General features: G+C 62.8%; 16 protein-coding genes. 10 read left to right on the top strand and 6 right to left on the bottom strand.

The genetic code is table 11. The features are described 5' to 3' along the window. Window positions 1-24: 24 nt before the first annotated feature. The gene (gene tyrS, locus METAC_RS0113300; protein ID WP_026607424.1) at window positions 25-1,284 is read right to left on the bottom strand and encodes a tyrosine--tRNA ligase; all 1,260 of its coding nucleotides are present in this window, start codon (window positions 1,282-1,284) and stop codon (window positions 25-27) included. Between the two features lie 183 nt (window positions 1,285-1,467). Between tyrS and METAC_RS0113295 the strand changes: the two genes are divergently transcribed. Continuing rightward, on the top strand, window positions 1,468-2,580 hold the full coding sequence (locus tag METAC_RS0113295) for an anhydro-N-acetylmuramic acid kinase (protein ID WP_026607423.1): 1,113 nt from the start codon (window positions 1,468-1,470) through the stop codon (window positions 2,578-2,580). An 85-nt stretch (window positions 2,581-2,665) separates the two neighbouring features. Here METAC_RS0113295 and METAC_RS0113290 read toward each other — a convergent pair whose 3' ends face one another. Continuing rightward, the gene (locus METAC_RS0113290) at window positions 2,666-3,124 is read right to left on the bottom strand and encodes a cupin domain-containing protein (RefSeq protein ID WP_026607422.1); all 459 of its coding nucleotides are present in this window, start codon (window positions 3,122-3,124) and stop codon (window positions 2,666-2,668) included. A 91-nt stretch (window positions 3,125-3,215) separates the two neighbouring features. Beyond that, the gene (locus METAC_RS0113285) at window positions 3,216-3,905 is read right to left on the bottom strand and encodes an alpha/beta hydrolase (RefSeq protein WP_026607421.1); all 690 of its coding nucleotides are present in this window, start codon (window positions 3,903-3,905) and stop codon (window positions 3,216-3,218) included. Window positions 3,906-4,185: 280 nt separating this feature from the next. Here METAC_RS0113285 and METAC_RS0113280 point away from each other — a divergent pair, with 280 nt between their 5' ends. The 6 genes from METAC_RS0113280 to METAC_RS0113255 all read left to right on the top strand — a co-directional run bounded on the left by METAC_RS0113280 (window position 4,186) and on the right by METAC_RS0113255 (window position 11,134). Then, window positions 4,186-5,394, top strand: a complete 1,209-nt coding sequence (locus tag METAC_RS0113280; RefSeq protein ID WP_026607420.1) for a cysteine desulfurase family protein — start codon at window positions 4,186-4,188, stop codon at window positions 5,392-5,394. A 70-nt stretch (window positions 5,395-5,464) separates the two neighbouring features. Continuing rightward, window positions 5,465-6,940, top strand: coding sequence for a Fe-S cluster assembly protein SufB (sufB, locus tag METAC_RS0113275; RefSeq protein ID WP_026607419.1), 1,476 nt, complete (start codon window positions 5,465-5,467; stop codon window positions 6,938-6,940). Window positions 6,941-7,254: 314 nt separating this feature from the next. Next, the gene (sufC, locus tag METAC_RS0113270) at window positions 7,255-8,010 is read left to right on the top strand and encodes a Fe-S cluster assembly ATPase SufC (protein ID WP_026607418.1); all 756 of its coding nucleotides are present in this window, start codon (window positions 7,255-7,257) and stop codon (window positions 8,008-8,010) included. A 12-nt stretch (window positions 8,011-8,022) separates the two neighbouring features. Next, a complete protein-coding gene (gene sufD, locus METAC_RS0113265; RefSeq protein WP_026607417.1) occupies window positions 8,023-9,357 on the top strand; it encodes a Fe-S cluster assembly protein SufD in 1,335 nt (444 codons plus the stop codon). A 112-nt stretch (window positions 9,358-9,469) separates the two neighbouring features. Next, window positions 9,470-10,714, top strand: a complete 1,245-nt coding sequence (locus tag METAC_RS0113260) for a cysteine desulfurase (RefSeq protein WP_026607416.1) — start codon at window positions 9,470-9,472, stop codon at window positions 10,712-10,714. Between the two features lie 18 nt (window positions 10,715-10,732). Continuing rightward, complete coding sequence (locus METAC_RS0113255) at window positions 10,733-11,134, top strand: iron-sulfur cluster assembly protein (RefSeq protein ID WP_026607415.1); 402 nt, start codon at window positions 10,733-10,735, stop codon at window positions 11,132-11,134. Between the two features lie 206 nt (window positions 11,135-11,340). Here the strand turns inward: METAC_RS0113255 and METAC_RS0113250 are convergent, their stop codons facing one another. Together METAC_RS0113250 and METAC_RS0113245 are read right to left on the bottom strand one after the other, a co-directional pair. Next, window positions 11,341-12,033 (bottom strand): DsbA family protein, encoded by a 693-nt coding sequence (locus tag METAC_RS0113250; protein WP_026607414.1) that lies wholly within the window; start codon window positions 12,031-12,033, stop codon window positions 11,341-11,343. A 254-nt stretch (window positions 12,034-12,287) separates the two neighbouring features. Further along, window positions 12,288-12,788 carry a DUF721 domain-containing protein gene (locus METAC_RS0113245; RefSeq protein WP_026607413.1) on the bottom strand — a complete coding sequence of 167 codons (501 nt, stop codon included), beginning with the start codon at window positions 12,786-12,788 and terminating at the stop codon, window positions 12,288-12,290. Between the two features lie 199 nt (window positions 12,789-12,987). On the opposite strand from METAC_RS0113245, the gene mutY reads away from it, so the two are divergent. The 3 genes from mutY (at window position 12,988) to METAC_RS0113230 (ending at window position 15,305) form a co-directional block, all read left to right on the top strand. Continuing rightward, a complete protein-coding gene (gene mutY, locus METAC_RS23570; protein WP_051335562.1) occupies window positions 12,988-14,082 on the top strand; it encodes an A/G-specific adenine glycosylase in 1,095 nt (364 codons plus the stop codon). A gap of 3 nt (window positions 14,083-14,085) precedes the next feature. Next, on the top strand, window positions 14,086-14,355 hold the full coding sequence (locus METAC_RS0113235) for an Imm74 family immunity protein (protein ID WP_026607412.1): 270 nt from the start codon (window positions 14,086-14,088) through the stop codon (window positions 14,353-14,355). Between the two features lie 392 nt (window positions 14,356-14,747). Further along, a complete protein-coding gene (locus tag METAC_RS0113230; RefSeq protein ID WP_245257483.1) occupies window positions 14,748-15,305 on the top strand; it encodes a TetR/AcrR family transcriptional regulator in 558 nt (185 codons plus the stop codon). A 178-nt stretch (window positions 15,306-15,483) separates the two neighbouring features. Here the strand turns inward: METAC_RS0113230 and METAC_RS0113225 are convergent, their stop codons facing one another. Then, window positions 15,484-16,059, bottom strand: coding sequence for an NnrU family protein (locus METAC_RS0113225; RefSeq protein ID WP_026607410.1), 576 nt, complete (start codon window positions 16,057-16,059; stop codon window positions 15,484-15,486). Window positions 16,060-16,102: the final 43 nt, after the last annotated feature.

Raw genomic sequence — 16,102 nt, 5'->3', positions numbered from 1 at the left:
CGCTCTCCGCTGAAAAATCTCGTCCTAAACGAGCTTCAGCAACACATGGCGCTTGCGGCCGAGCGAGAGCTTCACGACATCGTCGGTCGCGTCGCCGAGGCCGACGACCGCGCGCTCGTCCTCGACCGTCCGATCGTTGATCTTGAGCCCTCCGCCCTTGATCTGGCGACGGGCTTCGCCTGTCGAGGCGACGAGCCCGGCTTTCACGAAAGCGGTCAGAACGCCGAGGCCCGCCTCGACCTCGCCACGCGCGATCTCGATCGCGGGTAGGCTTTCCGCCAAGGCGCCTTCCTCGAAGGTCTTGCGTGCGGCCTCGCTCGCGCGGAGCGCCGCCTCGCGGCCGTGAACCATGGCGGTTGCTTCGGTCGCCAAGACTTTCTTGGCTTCGTTGATCTCGGCTCCGCCGAGCGCCTCGAGCCTCGCGATCTCGTCGAGCGGCAATTCGGTGAAGAGCTTCAGGAAGCGCCCGACGTCCTGATCCTCGCAATTGCGCCAATATTGCCAATAGTCGAAGACGGGCAGCATGCTTTCCTCGAGCCAGACCGCGCCCTGCGCCGTCTTGCCCATTTTGGCGCCCGAGGCCGTCGTCAGCAGCGGCGAGGTCAGGGCGTAGAGCTGGCTCGCGCCCATGCGGCGGCCGAGATCGATGCCGGTGATGATGTTGCCCCATTGATCGGAGCCGCCCATCTGCAACACACAGCCATGGCGCCTGTGCAGCTCGACGAAATCATAGGCCTGAAGGCACATGTAGTTGAATTCGAGGAAGGACAATTCCTGATCCCGCTCGAGCCGCATTTTCACGGAATCCATGGCGAGCATGCGGTTGACCGAGAAATGCCGTCCGACCTCGCGCAGGAACTCGATATAGTTGAGCGCGCCGAGCCATTCGGCGTTGTCGGGCATGATCGCGTCATGCCGGCCCTCCCCAAAGGTCAGGAATTTCGAGAAGATCCGCTTGATGCCGTCCTTGTTGGCGGCGATCGTCTCCAGCGTGAGAATCTTGCGGCTCTCGTCCTTGCCTGAGGGGTCGCCGACCTGCGTCGTGCCGCCGCCCATCAGCGCGATCGGCTTGCCGCCGGTCTTTTGCAGCCAGCGCAGCAACATGATCTGGACGAGCGAGCCGACATGGAGTGAGGCCGCCGTGCAGTCGAACCCGATATAGGCGACAAGGTCGCCGCTCTTCGCCAGCAGGTCGAGCCCGGCGAGATCGGAGCATTGGTGCAGAAATCCCCGTTCGGTCAGGACGGCGAGAAAGTCGGACGCGGGGCGGAAATCGTCGGACACAATCAATTCCTTCAAGCGCATTTTGCCGGCAGGCTTGGGGTGCGGTCGCCGCCGTGCGACCGGTGAGCTTTAAGAGCAACGTGGCCTTTATGCAACGCTAAGCAAATTTACGCGCGACGAAGCGATTCGGGCGCCGGGCGGCGATCGTTCGGGCTATTCTTCCGCCTCGAGGAGAATCTGGCAATGAGCTTCACCCGCGCCATAGGCCTGATGAGCGGCACGTCGATGGACGGCGTCGACGTCGCCTATATCGAGACCGATGGCGAAGAGGCCATCGCGCTTCATGCGGCGGGATCTTTCCCCTATGCGCCGGAGGATCGGGCGCTGTTGCGCGGCGCGCTCGCCGATGCGCTGGCGCTCGAAGACCGGCGCGCGCGGCCGGGCGCTTTGGCGCAGGCGGAGGCCATGGTCACCTCGCGCCACGCCGAAGCGGTCGAGGAGTTTCTCGCCGACCAGAGGATCGCGCGCGATTCAATCGACCTCGTCGGCTTTCATGGGCAGACCGTCCTGCATCGGCCCGAGCGGCGCCTGACCGCCCAGATCGGCGACGGCGCGGCGCTCGCCGAGCGGCTGAAGCTCAAGGTCGCCTATGATTTTCGCGCCGCCGACGTCGCGCGCGGCGGGCAGGGGGCGCCGCTCGCGCCCGTCTTCCATCGCGCGCTGGCGGCGGCCTCGGGCTTTTCCGAGCCCGTGGCCGTCGTCAATATCGGCGGGGTCTCCAATGTGAGCTTGGTCGCTCCGGGCGCGGAGCCGGCAGCCTTCGACTCCGGGCCAGGCAATGCGCTTCTCGATGACCTCATGCTGGAGCGGACCGGCGCGGCGCTCGACCGCGACGGCGCGACGGCCGCGAGAGGCAAGATCGACGAGGCCATTCTGGCCGCGCTTCTCGCCAACGCCTATTTCGCCCTGCCGCCGCCGAAATCGCTCGACCGCAATGATTTTTCGCGAGCGCCGGTCGCGGGGCTCGGCCTCGAGGATGCGGCGGCGACGCTCACCGCCTTCACGGCGGCCGGCATCGCCCGCGCCTTCGAACTTTTGCCGGCGCGGCCGACGCGCGCGGTGATTTGCGGCGGCGGCGCCCGCAATCCGACGCTCATGCGGGAGCTTTCCCGCCGCCTGCCATGCCCGGTGACGGACGCGGATTCTGTCGGTTGGTCGGTCGAGTTCATGGAGGCCCAGGCCTTCGCCTATCTGGCGGTCAGAAGCCTGAAGAACTTGCCGATCACCTTTCCGCTCACGACCGGGGTCTCGGGGCCATTGACCGGCGGCGTTCTGGCGGAGCCGCAAGGGCGTTGAAGCGCTTTACGGAAGTCGGCCTCTCCTTTCGAAAAGCGCGGCGCGGAGAACGCTCTCCGCGCAAAGCCGACGGTTTCGATTTCGCTCAGCGCTTGCTCGGATCGTCGGCAGGGTCGGCGTAAGTCATCGTAAATGGGCCTTGCCCATGCACCTGGATTGTGGCCCCGGCCATCGTCCAGGCGTAATGGTTCATCTCTGCGGGAGCCCCGATGAAGTCGCCGGCGCCGAGTTCCTGGCCCTTGCCGCCGTCGAACTTGTCGCCCATGCCAAAGTGAATGTCGCCGGCGAGCACGGTGACATATTCGGCCGTCGGATGATGATGGGCTTGAATCTTATAGTTCGCGGGCATTTGCAGCCGGACCACAAAAGGCCCCTCCTTCGCAGGGTCTCCCGAAACGATCGCGGCTTTTGCGCCGCTGGGGAAAACCGGCGGCGCGTCCGTCCATTCGAGGGAGCCCGCCTTGACAGGTTTTCCTGCGTCTTCGCCAAAAGCGGGGCTGACGCCCGCGATAAGCAATGCGAAATAGAATGGCGATTTTTGCATTTTTTCGCTCCGCCTATTTCTCGCGCCCGTAGGCCGCGTGGATGATCGGCGAAGGAGAACGCGCGAAGGCGCGCGCCGTTCGGGACTAGTCCTACCTCCGCTCGGCCGGCTCGCTGCGGGTCGGCGTCGGCAGCCTTGGCGGATTGCCCAAGCGGCGGTCGAGATAGAGTCCAACTTCCTCGATCAGCGGCTCGACGCAATTTTCGAAGAAATGATTGGCGCCGGGAATCACCGCGTGCTCGATCTGGATGCCCTTTTGCGTCTTGAGCTTCTCGATGAGGCCGGTGACCTCCTTCAAGGGCGCGACGCGATCCTGATCGCCATGGACGAACAGCCCGGACGAGGGGCAAGGCGCGAGGAAGGAGAAATCGAACCGGTTGGCCGGCGGGGCGATGGAGACGAAGCCTTCGATCTCGGGACGGCGCATCAAAAGCTGCATGCCGATCCAGGAGCCGAAGGAAATGCCGGCGATCCAGCAGGCCCGCGCGTCCGGGTTCTGCGCCTGCGCCCAATCTAGAGCCGACGCCGCGTCGGAGAGCTCGCCCTGGCCGTGATCGAAGCCGCCCTGCGAGCGCCCGACCCCGCGAAAATTGAAGCGCAGCACAGCGAAGCCCCGCTCGGCGAAGGCGTAATAAAGATTATAGACGATCTGATTGTTCATCGTCCCGCCGAATTGCGGGTGCGGGTGCAAAATGATCGCAATCGGGGCGCCGCGCGCCGTCGAAGGATGAAACCGTCCCTCGATGCGGCCGGCGGGACCGTTGAACATGACCTCGGGCATCGTCTCTCCGTCACCTAGCTGATTTATGATATAAACGCGCCGCGTGGATCGCACACGACTTGCGCGTCGTCTGCGCCGCGCTTGACTCGCCAACCCGGCGGCCTCAAAGTTCTTCTGCTGCGCTTGCAACGAGATAGGGGCGAGCTCGCGGAATTCGGACAAGGCGCGCCGAAACCCGACGATCCAGGTAGGGCCGCGAAAACCCTATTAGCATGTTCGCCTGGACGGATTGCAAGCACTTTGGCCCGGGCGCCGGTCTTAATCCCTTTTTGCGGAACTCATGGCTCCCTCGACCGCGCGGCGGCGCGTCTATCTCGATCATAATGCGACGACGCCCTTGCGCCCGGAAGCCCGCGCGGCCATGGCGGCGGCCTTCGACCTTTGCGGCAACGCTTCCTCCGTTCACGCCGAGGGCCGCGCCGCGCGCGCTTTGATCGAGGAGACGCGGGCGGAGCTTCTATCCTTCGTCAATGCGCCTTCGGGCCAAGCGGCGTTCACCTCCGGCGGGACGGAGGCGCTCAATTTGGCGCTGACGCCGCATTTGCGCGCCGATCAAGCTGATCGTAGGCCGTTCGATTTGCTCCTGCTCGGGGCCGGCGAGCATGCGGCGGTCCGGGCCGGACATCGTTTTCCCGCGGCCGCGGTGGAGTCCGTCGACCTGACGGCGCAAGGAACCCTCGATCTGGACGCGCTCGACTCCGCCTTGCAGCGTCATGAGGGGCGCCGGATGATGCTGGTCTTGCAGGCGGCCAATAATGAGACGGGGGTCGTGCAGCCGGTGAGCGCCGCCGCGGAGCGCGTCCATGCCGCCGGCGGCTTCGTTGTCTGCGACGCGGTTCAGGCGATGGGCAAGATCGATTGCGACATCAGCCGGCTCGGCGCCGACGCCTTGGCGCTCTCAGCGCATAAATTCGGCGGCCCGCAAGGGGTCGGGGCGCTGTGTTTCGCGACGCGCGCCCCCCACATAGAAGAGATGCTGCTGCGCGGCGGCGGGCAGGAGCGGGGCCTGCGGGCCGGAACCGAAAATGTCGCGGGGATCGCCGGCTTGGGCGCGGCGCTTCGCGCCGTAAAGGCCGAGCGGGCGGCGGAAGCGACGCGCTTTGCGGCATGGCGCGACCAATTGGAGGCGGAAATCGCCCGCATCGCTCCAGGCGCCTATTTTTTTGGCGCCGAAGTCGAGCGTTTGCCAAACACCTCCTGCTTCGCAGTGCCGGAGACGGAGGCACAGGTCTTGCTAATGTTGTTGGACCTGGCAGGAGTCGCCGTATCCTCTGGATCGGCCTGCTCTTCCGGCAAGGTCAAGCCCTCGCATGTTTTGGCGGCGATGGGCGTCAAGCCCGAATTGGCGCGTTGCGCGATTCGGGTCAGTCTGGGGTGGAATTCGCATCCTGACGATTATGCTATATTTGTTCGGGCGCTCGAGGCGGCGGTCGGCGGAATTGAAGCGAGGCGTGAAAAGGCGGCGGGCGGAACGCGCCGCGCAGGCTGATCGGGATATTGCCGGTCGAAGTGATGTCTCAACCAGCGGTCCTTGAAACCGCCGAGGTGAGGAGAGTGGCATGGCAGCGGTACAGGAAACCGTCGATCGGGTGAAGTCGGTCGACGTGAGCGAATATAAATATGGGTTTTCCTCGGACATCGAATCGGAAAAGGCCCCGAAGGGTCTGAATGAAGACATTGTCCGGTTCATTTCAGCGAAGAAGAACGAGCCCGCGTGGCTGACCGAATGGCGGCTCGAGGCTTATCGCCGCTGGCTGACCATGCGCGAGCCGGCTTGGGCGCGCGTCGATTTTCCGCCGGTCAACTATCAAGACCTGTATTATTACTCCGCTCCGAAGACGGCCGCCGGCCCGAAATCTCTCGATGAGGTCGATCCCGAGCTTCTGAAGGTTTACGCCAAGCTCGGCATTCCGCTGAAAGAGCAGGAGGCGCTCGCCGGGGTCGTCAATCCCGAGCGCAAGATCGCGGTCGACGCGGTGTTCGACTCGGTGTCGGTCGTCACCACCTTCAAGGAAGAGCTGAGCAAGGCCGGGGTCATCTTCTGCCCGATCTCCGAGGCCGTGCACACCCATCCCGAGCTCGTCCAGAAATATCTCGGCTCGGTCGTGCCGACGACCGACAATTACTACGCGACGCTCAACAGCGCGGTGTTTTCCGACGGTTCCTTCGTCTATATCCCGCCGGGCGTGCGCTGCCCGATGGAGCTCTCGACCTATTTCCGCATCAACGAGCAGAACACCGGCCAGTTCGAGCGGACGCTGATCATCGCCGACAAGGGCGCTTATGTGTCCTATCTCGAAGGCTGCACGGCGCCGAAGCGCGACGAGAACCAGCTGCATGCGGCGGTTGTCGAGCTCATCACCCATGACGACGCCGAGATCAAATATTCGACGGTGCAGAACTGGTATCCGGGCGACGCCGAAGGCAAGGGCGGCATCTATAATTTCGTGACCAAGCGGGGCGACTGCCGCGGCGCGAATTCGAAAATCTCCTGGACCCAGGTCGAGACTGGCTCGGCGATCACCTGGAAATATCCATCCTGCGTCCTGCGCGGGGATAATTCGCGCGGTGAGTTCTATTCGATCGCGATCTCGAATGGAAAGCAGCAGGTCGATTCCGGCACCAAGATGATCCATCTCGGCAAGAACACGACGAGCCGGGTCATCTCCAAGGGCATTTCCGCGGGCAAATCGCAAAACACCTATCGCGGTCAGATCTCGGCGCATCGCAAGGCGACGGGCGCGCGCAATTTCACCAATTGCGACTCGCTGCTGATCGGCGATTCCTGCGGCGCCCACACCGTGCCCTATATCGAATCGCGCAATCCCAGCACGCAATTCGAGCATGAAGCCACGACCTCGAAAATTTCCGAGGATCAGCTCTTCTATTGCATGCAGCGGGGGCTCTCGGCCGAGGAGGCGACGGCGCTGATCGTCAACGGCTTCGTTCGCGACGTTCTGCAGCAATTGCCGATGGAATTCGCGGTCGAGGCCCAAAAGCTGATCGCGATCTCCCTCGAAGGAAGCGTGGGCTGACGAAAGCCCGTGCGCATGGGCGAAGGACCGGGCGCGATCATCGCTCCGCCCTTCGCGCCAAGAGCGCGTTCCGATTGGATGGACGCGTCCAATCACCAAGAACGCGCTAGAAATTGATAAGTTGGAGCATGTTCTGATCGAAAAGTTCGATCGTCTTTTCAGAACATGTTCTAGCGGCTTCCAAAATCTTTTTTTGCGGCGAGAGACAGGACTTTCATGTCCTTGCGGGCGCGGATGAGCTGCGCCGTCTCCAGGCCTGCGGCGAAGCGATGCCGGCGGCTGCGCCTTTCGAGTGGAAACGAGGACCAAACACGATGCTCGAAATCAAAAATCTCAACGTTTCGATCGGCGATCGCAAGATCCTCAATGATTTCAACCTCACCGTTCAGGACGGAGAGGTCGCTGCGATCATGGGACCGAACGGGACTGGCAAATCGACGCTCTCCTATGTCATCGCCGGGCGCAAGGATTACACGGTCGAGACCGGGGAAGTGTTCCTGGACGGCGTCAATCTGCTCGAGCTCGAGCCGGACGTTCGCGCCGCCAAGGGCCTGTTTCTCGCCTTCCAATATCCGTTGGAGATCCCCGGCGTCGCGACCCTGACCTTTCTCAAGGCGGCCTTGAACGCGCAACGCAAGCAGCGCGGCGAGGAAGAACTCTCGACGCCCGACTTCATGAAGCGCGTGAAGCAGGCCTCGGACAAGCTCGGAATCAAGTCCGACATGTTGAAGCGCGCGCTGAACGTGGGCTTCTCGGGCGGCGAGAAAAAGCGCATGGACATTCTCCAGATGGCCTTGCTGGAGCCCTCCTTCGGCATTCTCGACGAAACCGATTCGGGCCTCGACATCGATGCGTTGCGCGTGGTCGCCGAAGGCGTCAACTCGCTGCGCTCGCCCAAGCGCGGCTTCCTCGTCATTACCCATTATCAGCGGCTGCTCGATTATATCGTCCCCGACACCGTGCATGTGATGGCCCAAGGCCAGATCGTGCGGACCGGGGGCAAGGAACTCGCGCTCGAGCTCGAAAAGAGCGGCTATCGCGATTATGTGACCGAGCAGGCCGTCGCCTAAGGGGAAGCCGATATGAGCGCTCAAATCATCCCCACGCGCACGCCGGCCGAAACCGCTTTGGCCGAGGCCTTCGCCGCCGCCAAGCCGGCTCTGCCTGGCGGCGCCGAGGTGGCCAAGCTGCGCGAAGAGTCCTTCGCCGCCTTTCATGATGCGGGTCTTCCGCATCGTCGCGTCGAGGCGTGGCACTATACCGACCTGCGCGCGCTAATGCGGGAGGCGCTTCCGATCGCGCCGCTCCCCGCCGCGGCGGCGATCGAGGCGCTTCGCGCCGAATTCGCCGGTCCCGGCGCGCTTGCTCAGCGCTTGGTTTTGGTCGACGGCGCCTTCGCGCCCGAATTGTCCGATTCCATGCCGGCAGGCGTCGTGGTCCGGTCGCTCGCGTCCGTTTTAGCCGAAGGCCGTCCCGATCTCATCGCCTTATTGGCGGGGCAGGGTCTCGGCGCGAAAGATCCGATCGCGGCTTTGAATGCGGCCCTGATGCAGGACGGCGTCGTGATCGAGGTCGCGCCCGGCGCGCAGATCGCCGAGCCCATCAATCTCGTCTATGCTACGGCGGCGAGCGCTCCGTCAGCCTGTTTCACGCGGTCGCTCATCGTCGTCGGCGCCGGGGCCTCGGTCCGCCTCGCTGAAACGAGCCATGGCAAAGGCGCGCGCAGGGGCCAAACCTTTGGCTGTCTCGTCGTCTCGGTCGGCGACGGCGCCAAATTCGATCACACGGCTATGGTGACGGAAACCGTCGCGGGCAGCGTGCGGCTCGAGACTTTTATCGCGCATGTCGGCGCTGAGGCGAAATTCGACAGTTTCGCGCTCATCACCGGCGGCGGCCTCGTGCGGCGGCAGATCTTCATGCGCTTCGACGGCGCGGATTCCGTCGCTTCGCTGAGGGGCGTGTCGCTGCTGCGCGGCCGCGAGCACGCCGACACCACCCTGTTCGTCGAGCATGGCGCGCCGAATTGCTCCGGTCGGGAGACGTTCAAATATATTCTCGACGAGGAATCGACTGGCGTCTTCCAGGGCAAGATCCATGTCGCGCCGCATGCGCAAAAGACCGACGGCAAGATGCTCAGCAGGGCTTTGCTGCTGTCCGATACGGCGGCGATGAACAACAAGCCGGAGCTCGAGATCTTCGCCGACGACGTCGCCTGCGGACATGGCGCGACCTGCGGCGGTCTCAATGTCGATCAACTCTTCTACCTCCAGGCGAGGGGCCTGCCTTTCGCCGAGGCGGAGTCGCTTCTTCTCGACGCCTTCGCGGGCGAATTGGTCGATGAAATAGAGAATGAAGCCCTGGTCGCGGGCTTTCGCGCTGAAATCGCCAAATGGCTGTCCGCGCGGTCGAAGGGCTGAGCAACGAATGGAATTGGCGGCGGGGCGCATGTCTGTCCCGCCCCGCTTCGAAGAATGGAACCGTTAGGGCGATGCGTAGGCTTGACGTCGGACGCCGAGCATGGAGCAGGGCATGAACAAGCACATCACAGCCGAGGCGCCGTTGGACGTAACGCGCATTCGTCAGGATTTTCCGATCCTGTCGATGGAAGTCTATGGCAAGCCCTTGGTCTATCTAGACAATGCCGCGTCCGCGCAAAAGCCGCAGGAGGTCGTAGATCGCATGGTCCATGCGATCTACCATGAATATGCCAATGTTCATCGCGGCCTGCATTTTCTAGCCAACGCCGCGACGGATGCATTCGAAGTCGCGCGCGAAAGCCTTCGCGCCTTTTTCAACGCGGGCTCCGTCAACGAGATCATCTTCACGAAATCGGCGACCGAATCGATCAATTTGGTCGCGTCCTCTTTCGGCCAGGCTTTCATCAAGGAAGGCGACGAGATCGTTCTTTCGATCATGGAGCATCACGCCAATATCGTTCCGTGGCATTTCCTGCGCGAGCGCAAAGGAGCCGTCCTGCGTTGGGTGGACGTCGACGACGAGGGCAATTTCTCCCTCGAGGAATTCGAGAAGGCGCTGACGCCGAAGACCAAGATCGTCGCCATCACCCATATGTCGAACATGCTCGGCACCGTCACGCCGGTGAAGGAGATCATCAAGATCGCCCATGAGCGAGGCATTCCCGTGCTGATCGACGGTTCGCAAGGCGCCGTGCATCTCGAGGTCGACGTGCGCGATCTCGACGTCGATTTCTATGTCGTGACCGGCCATAAGCTTTATGGGCCGACGGGCATCGGCGCGCTTTACGCCAAGCAGGAATGGCTGGAGAAGCTGCCGCCCTTCCTCGGCGGCGGCGAGATGATCAACGAAGTCACCAAGGACCGCATCACCTATAACGAGCCGCCGCATCGCTTCGAGGCCGGCACGCCGCCAATCGTGCAGGCGATCGGCCTTGGCGCCGCGGTGGACTATATGCAGAAGGTCGGCCGCGCCCGCATTCACGCCCATGAAAGCGCTTTGGGCGATTATGCCCACGAGCGTCTGTCGAAGATCAATTCGCTTCGCATCTTCGGCCGCTCGAAAGGCAAGGGCGCGATCATCGCCTTCGAGATGAAGAACGCCCATGCGCATGACGTCGCGACGATCATCGACCGCTCGGGCGTCGCCGTGCGCGCCGGCACCCATTGCGCCCAGCCGTTGCTCGCCCGTTTCGGCGTGACGTCAACCTGCCGAGCCTCTTTCGCCCTCTACAATACGTTCGAGGAGGTCGATAAGCTCGCCGAAGCCCTGATCAAGGCCGAAGGCCTGTTTGCCTGAAGGAATGAGGAGTCCGCCATGGCCGAATCGGAAACCATCGAAGCCCAAGACGCCACGGAAACTTTGCCGAACGAACCGCAATGGATCTTCGACGGCTCGGTTTTGCCGCATGAGCGGACGCGCTACACGAATGACGTGGTCGCCGCGCTCAAGACCGTGTTTGATCCTGAGATTCCTTGCGACGTCTATGAACTCGGCCTGATCTACAAGGTCGAGATCGACGAGCATCGCCTGATCAAGATCGAAATGACCTTGACCGCGCCGGGCTGTCCGGTCGCCGGCGAAATCACCCGCTCGATCGAGACGGCCGTCGGCACCGTGCCCGGGACCTTGGGCGTGATCGTCACGATCGTGTTCGAGCCGGCTTGGGATCAAGGCCGCATGTCCGACGAGGCGCGCGTCTCGCTCGACATGTTTTGACGAAGCGACCGGTCGCGTGGCCGGGTGATTGGACCGAAACGTTTCCGATCATCCGGCGGCGTCGCGCAGCCGAAGCCTCGCTATTTCGATAGGAACAGGCTCCGCCTTTTTGGACTGGAGCGCGTTCTTGTCGATTGGACGATTACATCCAATTGGAACAGCCGCCGTCCTTTCGACGATGGCTTTCCCCTCGAAGCCAGCCGCGCTCAGCCTTTCAGCAGCGGCTCGAGCAATTTGTCGAGGGTCTCCGGGGTTATTTCGCCGGTTTGCTTCTTGCCATTGATGAAAAAGGTCGGCGTCGCGTTCACGCCGAATTTTTCTGCGGCGTGATCGCGCACTTTGTTGATCTTGTCGTAAAGAGTCTGATCCTTGAGGCAGGTCTCGAACGCTTCCTGAGTCACGCCGGCCTGCTTGACCAGAGTGGCGAGCGATTCGACCGGCTTTTCGGTGAAGGCCCAATTCTTTTGCTGCGCGAACAGCAGGTCGACGATCGCCGTGCGCTTATCGTCGCCGGCGCAGCGCGCCAGCATGAATCCAGCCGTCGCCAGCGGGTCGAGCGGAAATTCGCGCAAGATGAAGCGCACCTTGCCGGCGTCGATATATTTCTTCTTCAGCTCGGGATAGGTCGTCGCGTGAAACGCCGCGCAATGCGAGCAGGTCATCGAGGCATATTCGACGATGGTCACCGGCGCGTCCGCCTTGCCGAGAACCACGTCGGGCAGGGCTTCGCCCGCCATTAACTGGTCGGCTGTCACGCTGGCGCTTTGGGCCAAGGCCGGCGCGCGCGAATCGATGATCACGCCAGCAATCCCGGCAAGGGTCAGGCCCGCGGCGACCGCGATCTCGAAGATTTCCCGGCGGCTTTTCAACGAAGCCGCAGATTTAGAAAGCGAACGCATGAATTTGATCCACTCGCTGGAAGAGGGCGAATTTAGCGGGAGCCGGTTCTGATCGACAGGATCGCAGAGCCGGCCTCGACGTTTATTTTCCAAGCATCTTGCGGCGCCCCGTTCCAAACGGAACGGAGATCTGCCAGGCCCTCCCAAAGGACGCTAGTCCCAGGACGACAAGCTAGGCCATAAGCTTATAATGGCCCTCTCGCAAAAACTATCAAGCCGAGCCGAGTTGGGCCAGGGCTCGAGTTGGATCCGGCTCATGTCCTGCCTCCGCTCAGCGCATGGGCGCCGAGGCGCGCCAAGGCCGCCCGCAGTCCTTCGTCCTTTATCCCGGCGACCGATTGTTCGGCGGCTTCGATCGCAGCGGGATCTGGCGCGCGAACCGAGCGGTCAGCGTCGGCGCGTCGCACGATGGGGCCTTGCTTGAGGCTAAGGCGCGAAACGCAGCGCCAGCCGAGATGCGCGTTCACCCGCTCGACGACCGCGCCCGAGAGATGCTGCAACTCGAGAGCGAAGCCGCCTTCGACGCGCACGACTAGCGTGGCCGTCGCCTGGCCGCCGCGCGGGTCGCGGGCCGGCCATTGCAGCTTGATCGGCTGCGACATTGCGGCAAGCCGGGCGCCGACGATATCGTCCCAATATAGGATGAGATCGGACTGCCCGAACCCTTGCCGCGCTAGGACAGTGTCGAGCGCGCGTCCGACCAAATCGGCAAGCGGCCGCGGCCAAGTCCGTTTCTCGCTGCGTCGCGTGAGCATGGGGCGATCCTTTGATGCATGACTATACCCATGTTTCCGCGCTTTGCGTCAATCGCGGGACCGGGACTCTTCGCCGCGGCGGGGCGACTAGGGCTCGTCTTCGGCTCGCCGCGGCGAGAGCGGCCCTACACCTTTGTTTTTCCCCATTTTCTTGACGCGAGCGGTATCTGTTTCGCGCGAAAATGCTCTATGAACGCGCATGGACGACATGGCTTCCGACGCTTTGACCGCGCAGTCCGCCGCCCCCGCGGCGCTCGCCTGGTATGATCGCTATGGCCGCGCCCTCCCGTGGCGCGCGGCGCCGGGCGCGACGGCCGATCCCTATGTCGTCTGGCTGTCCGAAATGATGCTGCAGCAAACCACGGTGGCGGCGGTCAAGCCTTATTTCGCCGATTTTCTGCGCCGATGGCCGGATGTCCGGCATTTGGCGCAAGCTCCGGTCGAGGAGGTGATGCGGGCATGGGCTGGGCTCGGCTATTATTCCCGCGCGCGAAATCTTCATGCTTGCGCCAGGATCGTCGCCGATGCGTTCGACGGCGTTTTTCCGGCGGCGGAAGAGGAATTGCGTAAGCTGCCTGGCCTCGGCCCCTATACGGCTGCGGCGATCGCGGCGATCGCCTTCGGACGGCGGGCGGTCGTCGTCGACGGCAATGTCGAGCGGGTCGTCGCGCGCCTATTCGCGATCGCGACCCCGTTGCCCACGGCCAAGGCTGAGATCCGGGAGAAGGCCGGCCTACTGACGCCCGAGCGGCGTCCTGGCGACTATGCGCAAGCGATCATGGATCTCGGCGCGACGATTTGCACGCCGCGGCGCCCCGCCTGCGCCCTTTGTCCGTTAGCGGCCTTCTGCGCCGGGCGCGTCTCGGGCGAGCCTGCGCGCTTCCCGGTCAAGGCGGCCAAGCGCGAAAGGCCGCGCTGGCGCGGCGCGGCGTTTTTCGTTCGGCGCGGGGACGGCGCCACGCTGATTCGCACGCGGCCGCCCAAGGGCCTGCTCGGCGGCATGGCGGAATTCCCGAGCACCGCCTGGAGCGCGGATTTCGACGCGGATTCCGCCTTGCTCGAGGCGCCGATGCCGGCGCGCTACGAAAAGCTCGACGCCGTCGTCGAGCAAATATTCACGCATTTCGCTTTGCGGCTCGACATTTATGCCGCTGAAGTTCCAAATGCGAGCGCGCCGCCGGCCGGCTGCCGTTGGGTTCCGGCCGACGCGCTCGCGAAGGAAGCTCTGCCGAGCGTGATGCGCAAGGTCGCGGCCGCCGCCATGAGCCGCGAGCAGCGCGGCCGGGGAAGCTAGAACATGCCTGCGCGACGTCGTTCCGGACCACAAGTCACATTGACCGAAGGGTCGATACGCATTTTATGGCGCGAGAAGGTCCTGACCATCGTGAATGCGCCGGACCTTTCCGACGGCGAAGAGCCGGCGGATTTCGTCGTCGACCTCGACGCGATCGTGAGTTGGGACGCGCCGCATGACGCCAATGCGATCGAGGTCGAGGATTTGCAGGAAATCATGCAGGCGATCGAAGCCGAATGCGAAAGACGCGGTCTCGTCGTCGCGTTCGAATGAGGCGCGCGGGCTGCGTCGGGGAGTAGGGGATGCGGCGTCTCGGCCTATTGCATCGAGACCGACCACGATTATGTGACGCTGGTCCAAACCAAATTATTGTGAATGCCCCATATTCGCGCATCATTTAACGCTGTCGGATGGTCTCTCCCCGATTTTGTTCGCTTTTTCCCCGTGCGAATGGGCTTTTTTTCAGCACTTGGCCCGCCAGCGCGCACAGTCCGATCGCGGTGAGTTCTTCGCGACATGTGGTTACGGATTCTTAATTGGAAAATCCATCTTGCATAGTTATCCTGATTTCATAAATACAGTTGAAATCAGTTCACATTTCATCGTTTGAGAAAGTTTTGGTTTAGATATAAATGAAAAATTCGTTCGCCGAGAGAGAAACCAACATGCAGCTCGATATAGCGGAGGTTGCCGAGCGGCTTTATAGCAACGTTGGGTTTCAAAAGACGACCGTCGCCGACATCGCGCGAGAGTTGCGCATGTCGCCGGCCAATGTGTATCGGTTTTTTTCAGCGAAGGCGGAGATCAATGCCGCTGTCTGCGCGCGGCTCTTAGCCCGGATCGCAGCTTCGGCCGAGGAGATCGCGGGGTCGACGGAGCCGGCGGCCAAGGCTCTGCGCGAAGTTATCGCCGCAATCGAGGCGATGAACTCGCAGCGTTTCCTCCAGGATAGAAAACTGCATGAACTTCTAGAGACCGCCTATGACGAGGACTGGCCGGTTGTTCATGAGCACAATGATAAAATGGACAAGATCATCGCGGAAATTATCCGGCGCGGCATGGAGGCTGGGGAGTTTCACTCCGGCGACCCAGATCTCGCCGCGATTCTCGTTCGCTGCGCCTGCGTGCGCTTCTGCCATCCGCGGCTGATGGTGCAATGTGCGCAAGAGCCGGAGCCCACCATCGATCAAGTCATCGATTTTTGTCTCGCGGCGCTCGTTTAGGCCCGAACGAGATCAGGTTGGTTCAATCCAATCGGCGGGGCCTCAACCCGATGGAATGCGCTTTAGCGCGCTGTCCAAACGACGAGCACGCGCGCCAGATCAAATAAGTTGGAACATGTTCCGAATAAGCCGAGCGCTTCTTCGGAACACGCTTTGACGCTCGCTTCCTTCGGCCGTTTCAGCGGCCGATCACCGGGACCCCAATGAGGTAGGGGTGCAACAGGATCATGGCCGCATAGGCGATGGTCCCAGCGCCCAAGGCGATGGCGTCGCCGCGCGTGAAGGCGGCGATCCGGGGCGCCCCCATGTCGCCGCGCCTCTTGACCGCGATTCGATCATAAACCGCCCAGGCGAGAAACGATCCGAACAGCAAAAGACCGCCCGCGTCGCCATTGGCCAAAAAATGGGCGAGCGCCCAGATCTTCACCGCGACCAGCGTCGGATGGCGCAGCCATCCTCTGATCCGCGACGGCGCCGGATTGACGCAAGCCAGGGCCACGAAGGCGAACCACATCAGCGTGATGGTGAGGTGGCGCGCCCAGATCGGCGGGCTCCAAAGAGGGATCAACCCTTCCGCCCGATAGCGGGCGAAGCCCCATACGATCAGGACGAAGCCGATGAGGGAGACGACCGAATAGGCGGCCTTATAGGTCGCCTCGCCATAACGGGCGATCAGCCGGTCCCGGGTTTCGCGAAAGGTCGTGAAAATATGCCCGCCGAGAAAGACGACGATCCCTATTGCCAGAACAAGCATGTTTTCCTCGTGAGCCAGCGTCGGACGCAGGATAGGGCGCGGC

Source organism: Methylocapsa acidiphila B2 (assembly GCF_000427445.1).
In the GTDB taxonomy this organism is placed as follows: domain Bacteria; phylum Pseudomonadota; class Alphaproteobacteria; order Rhizobiales; family Beijerinckiaceae; genus Methylocapsa; species Methylocapsa acidiphila.
Note: the sequence above shows the minus strand (reverse complement) of the source record. Positions and strands in the feature narration are given on the sequence as shown.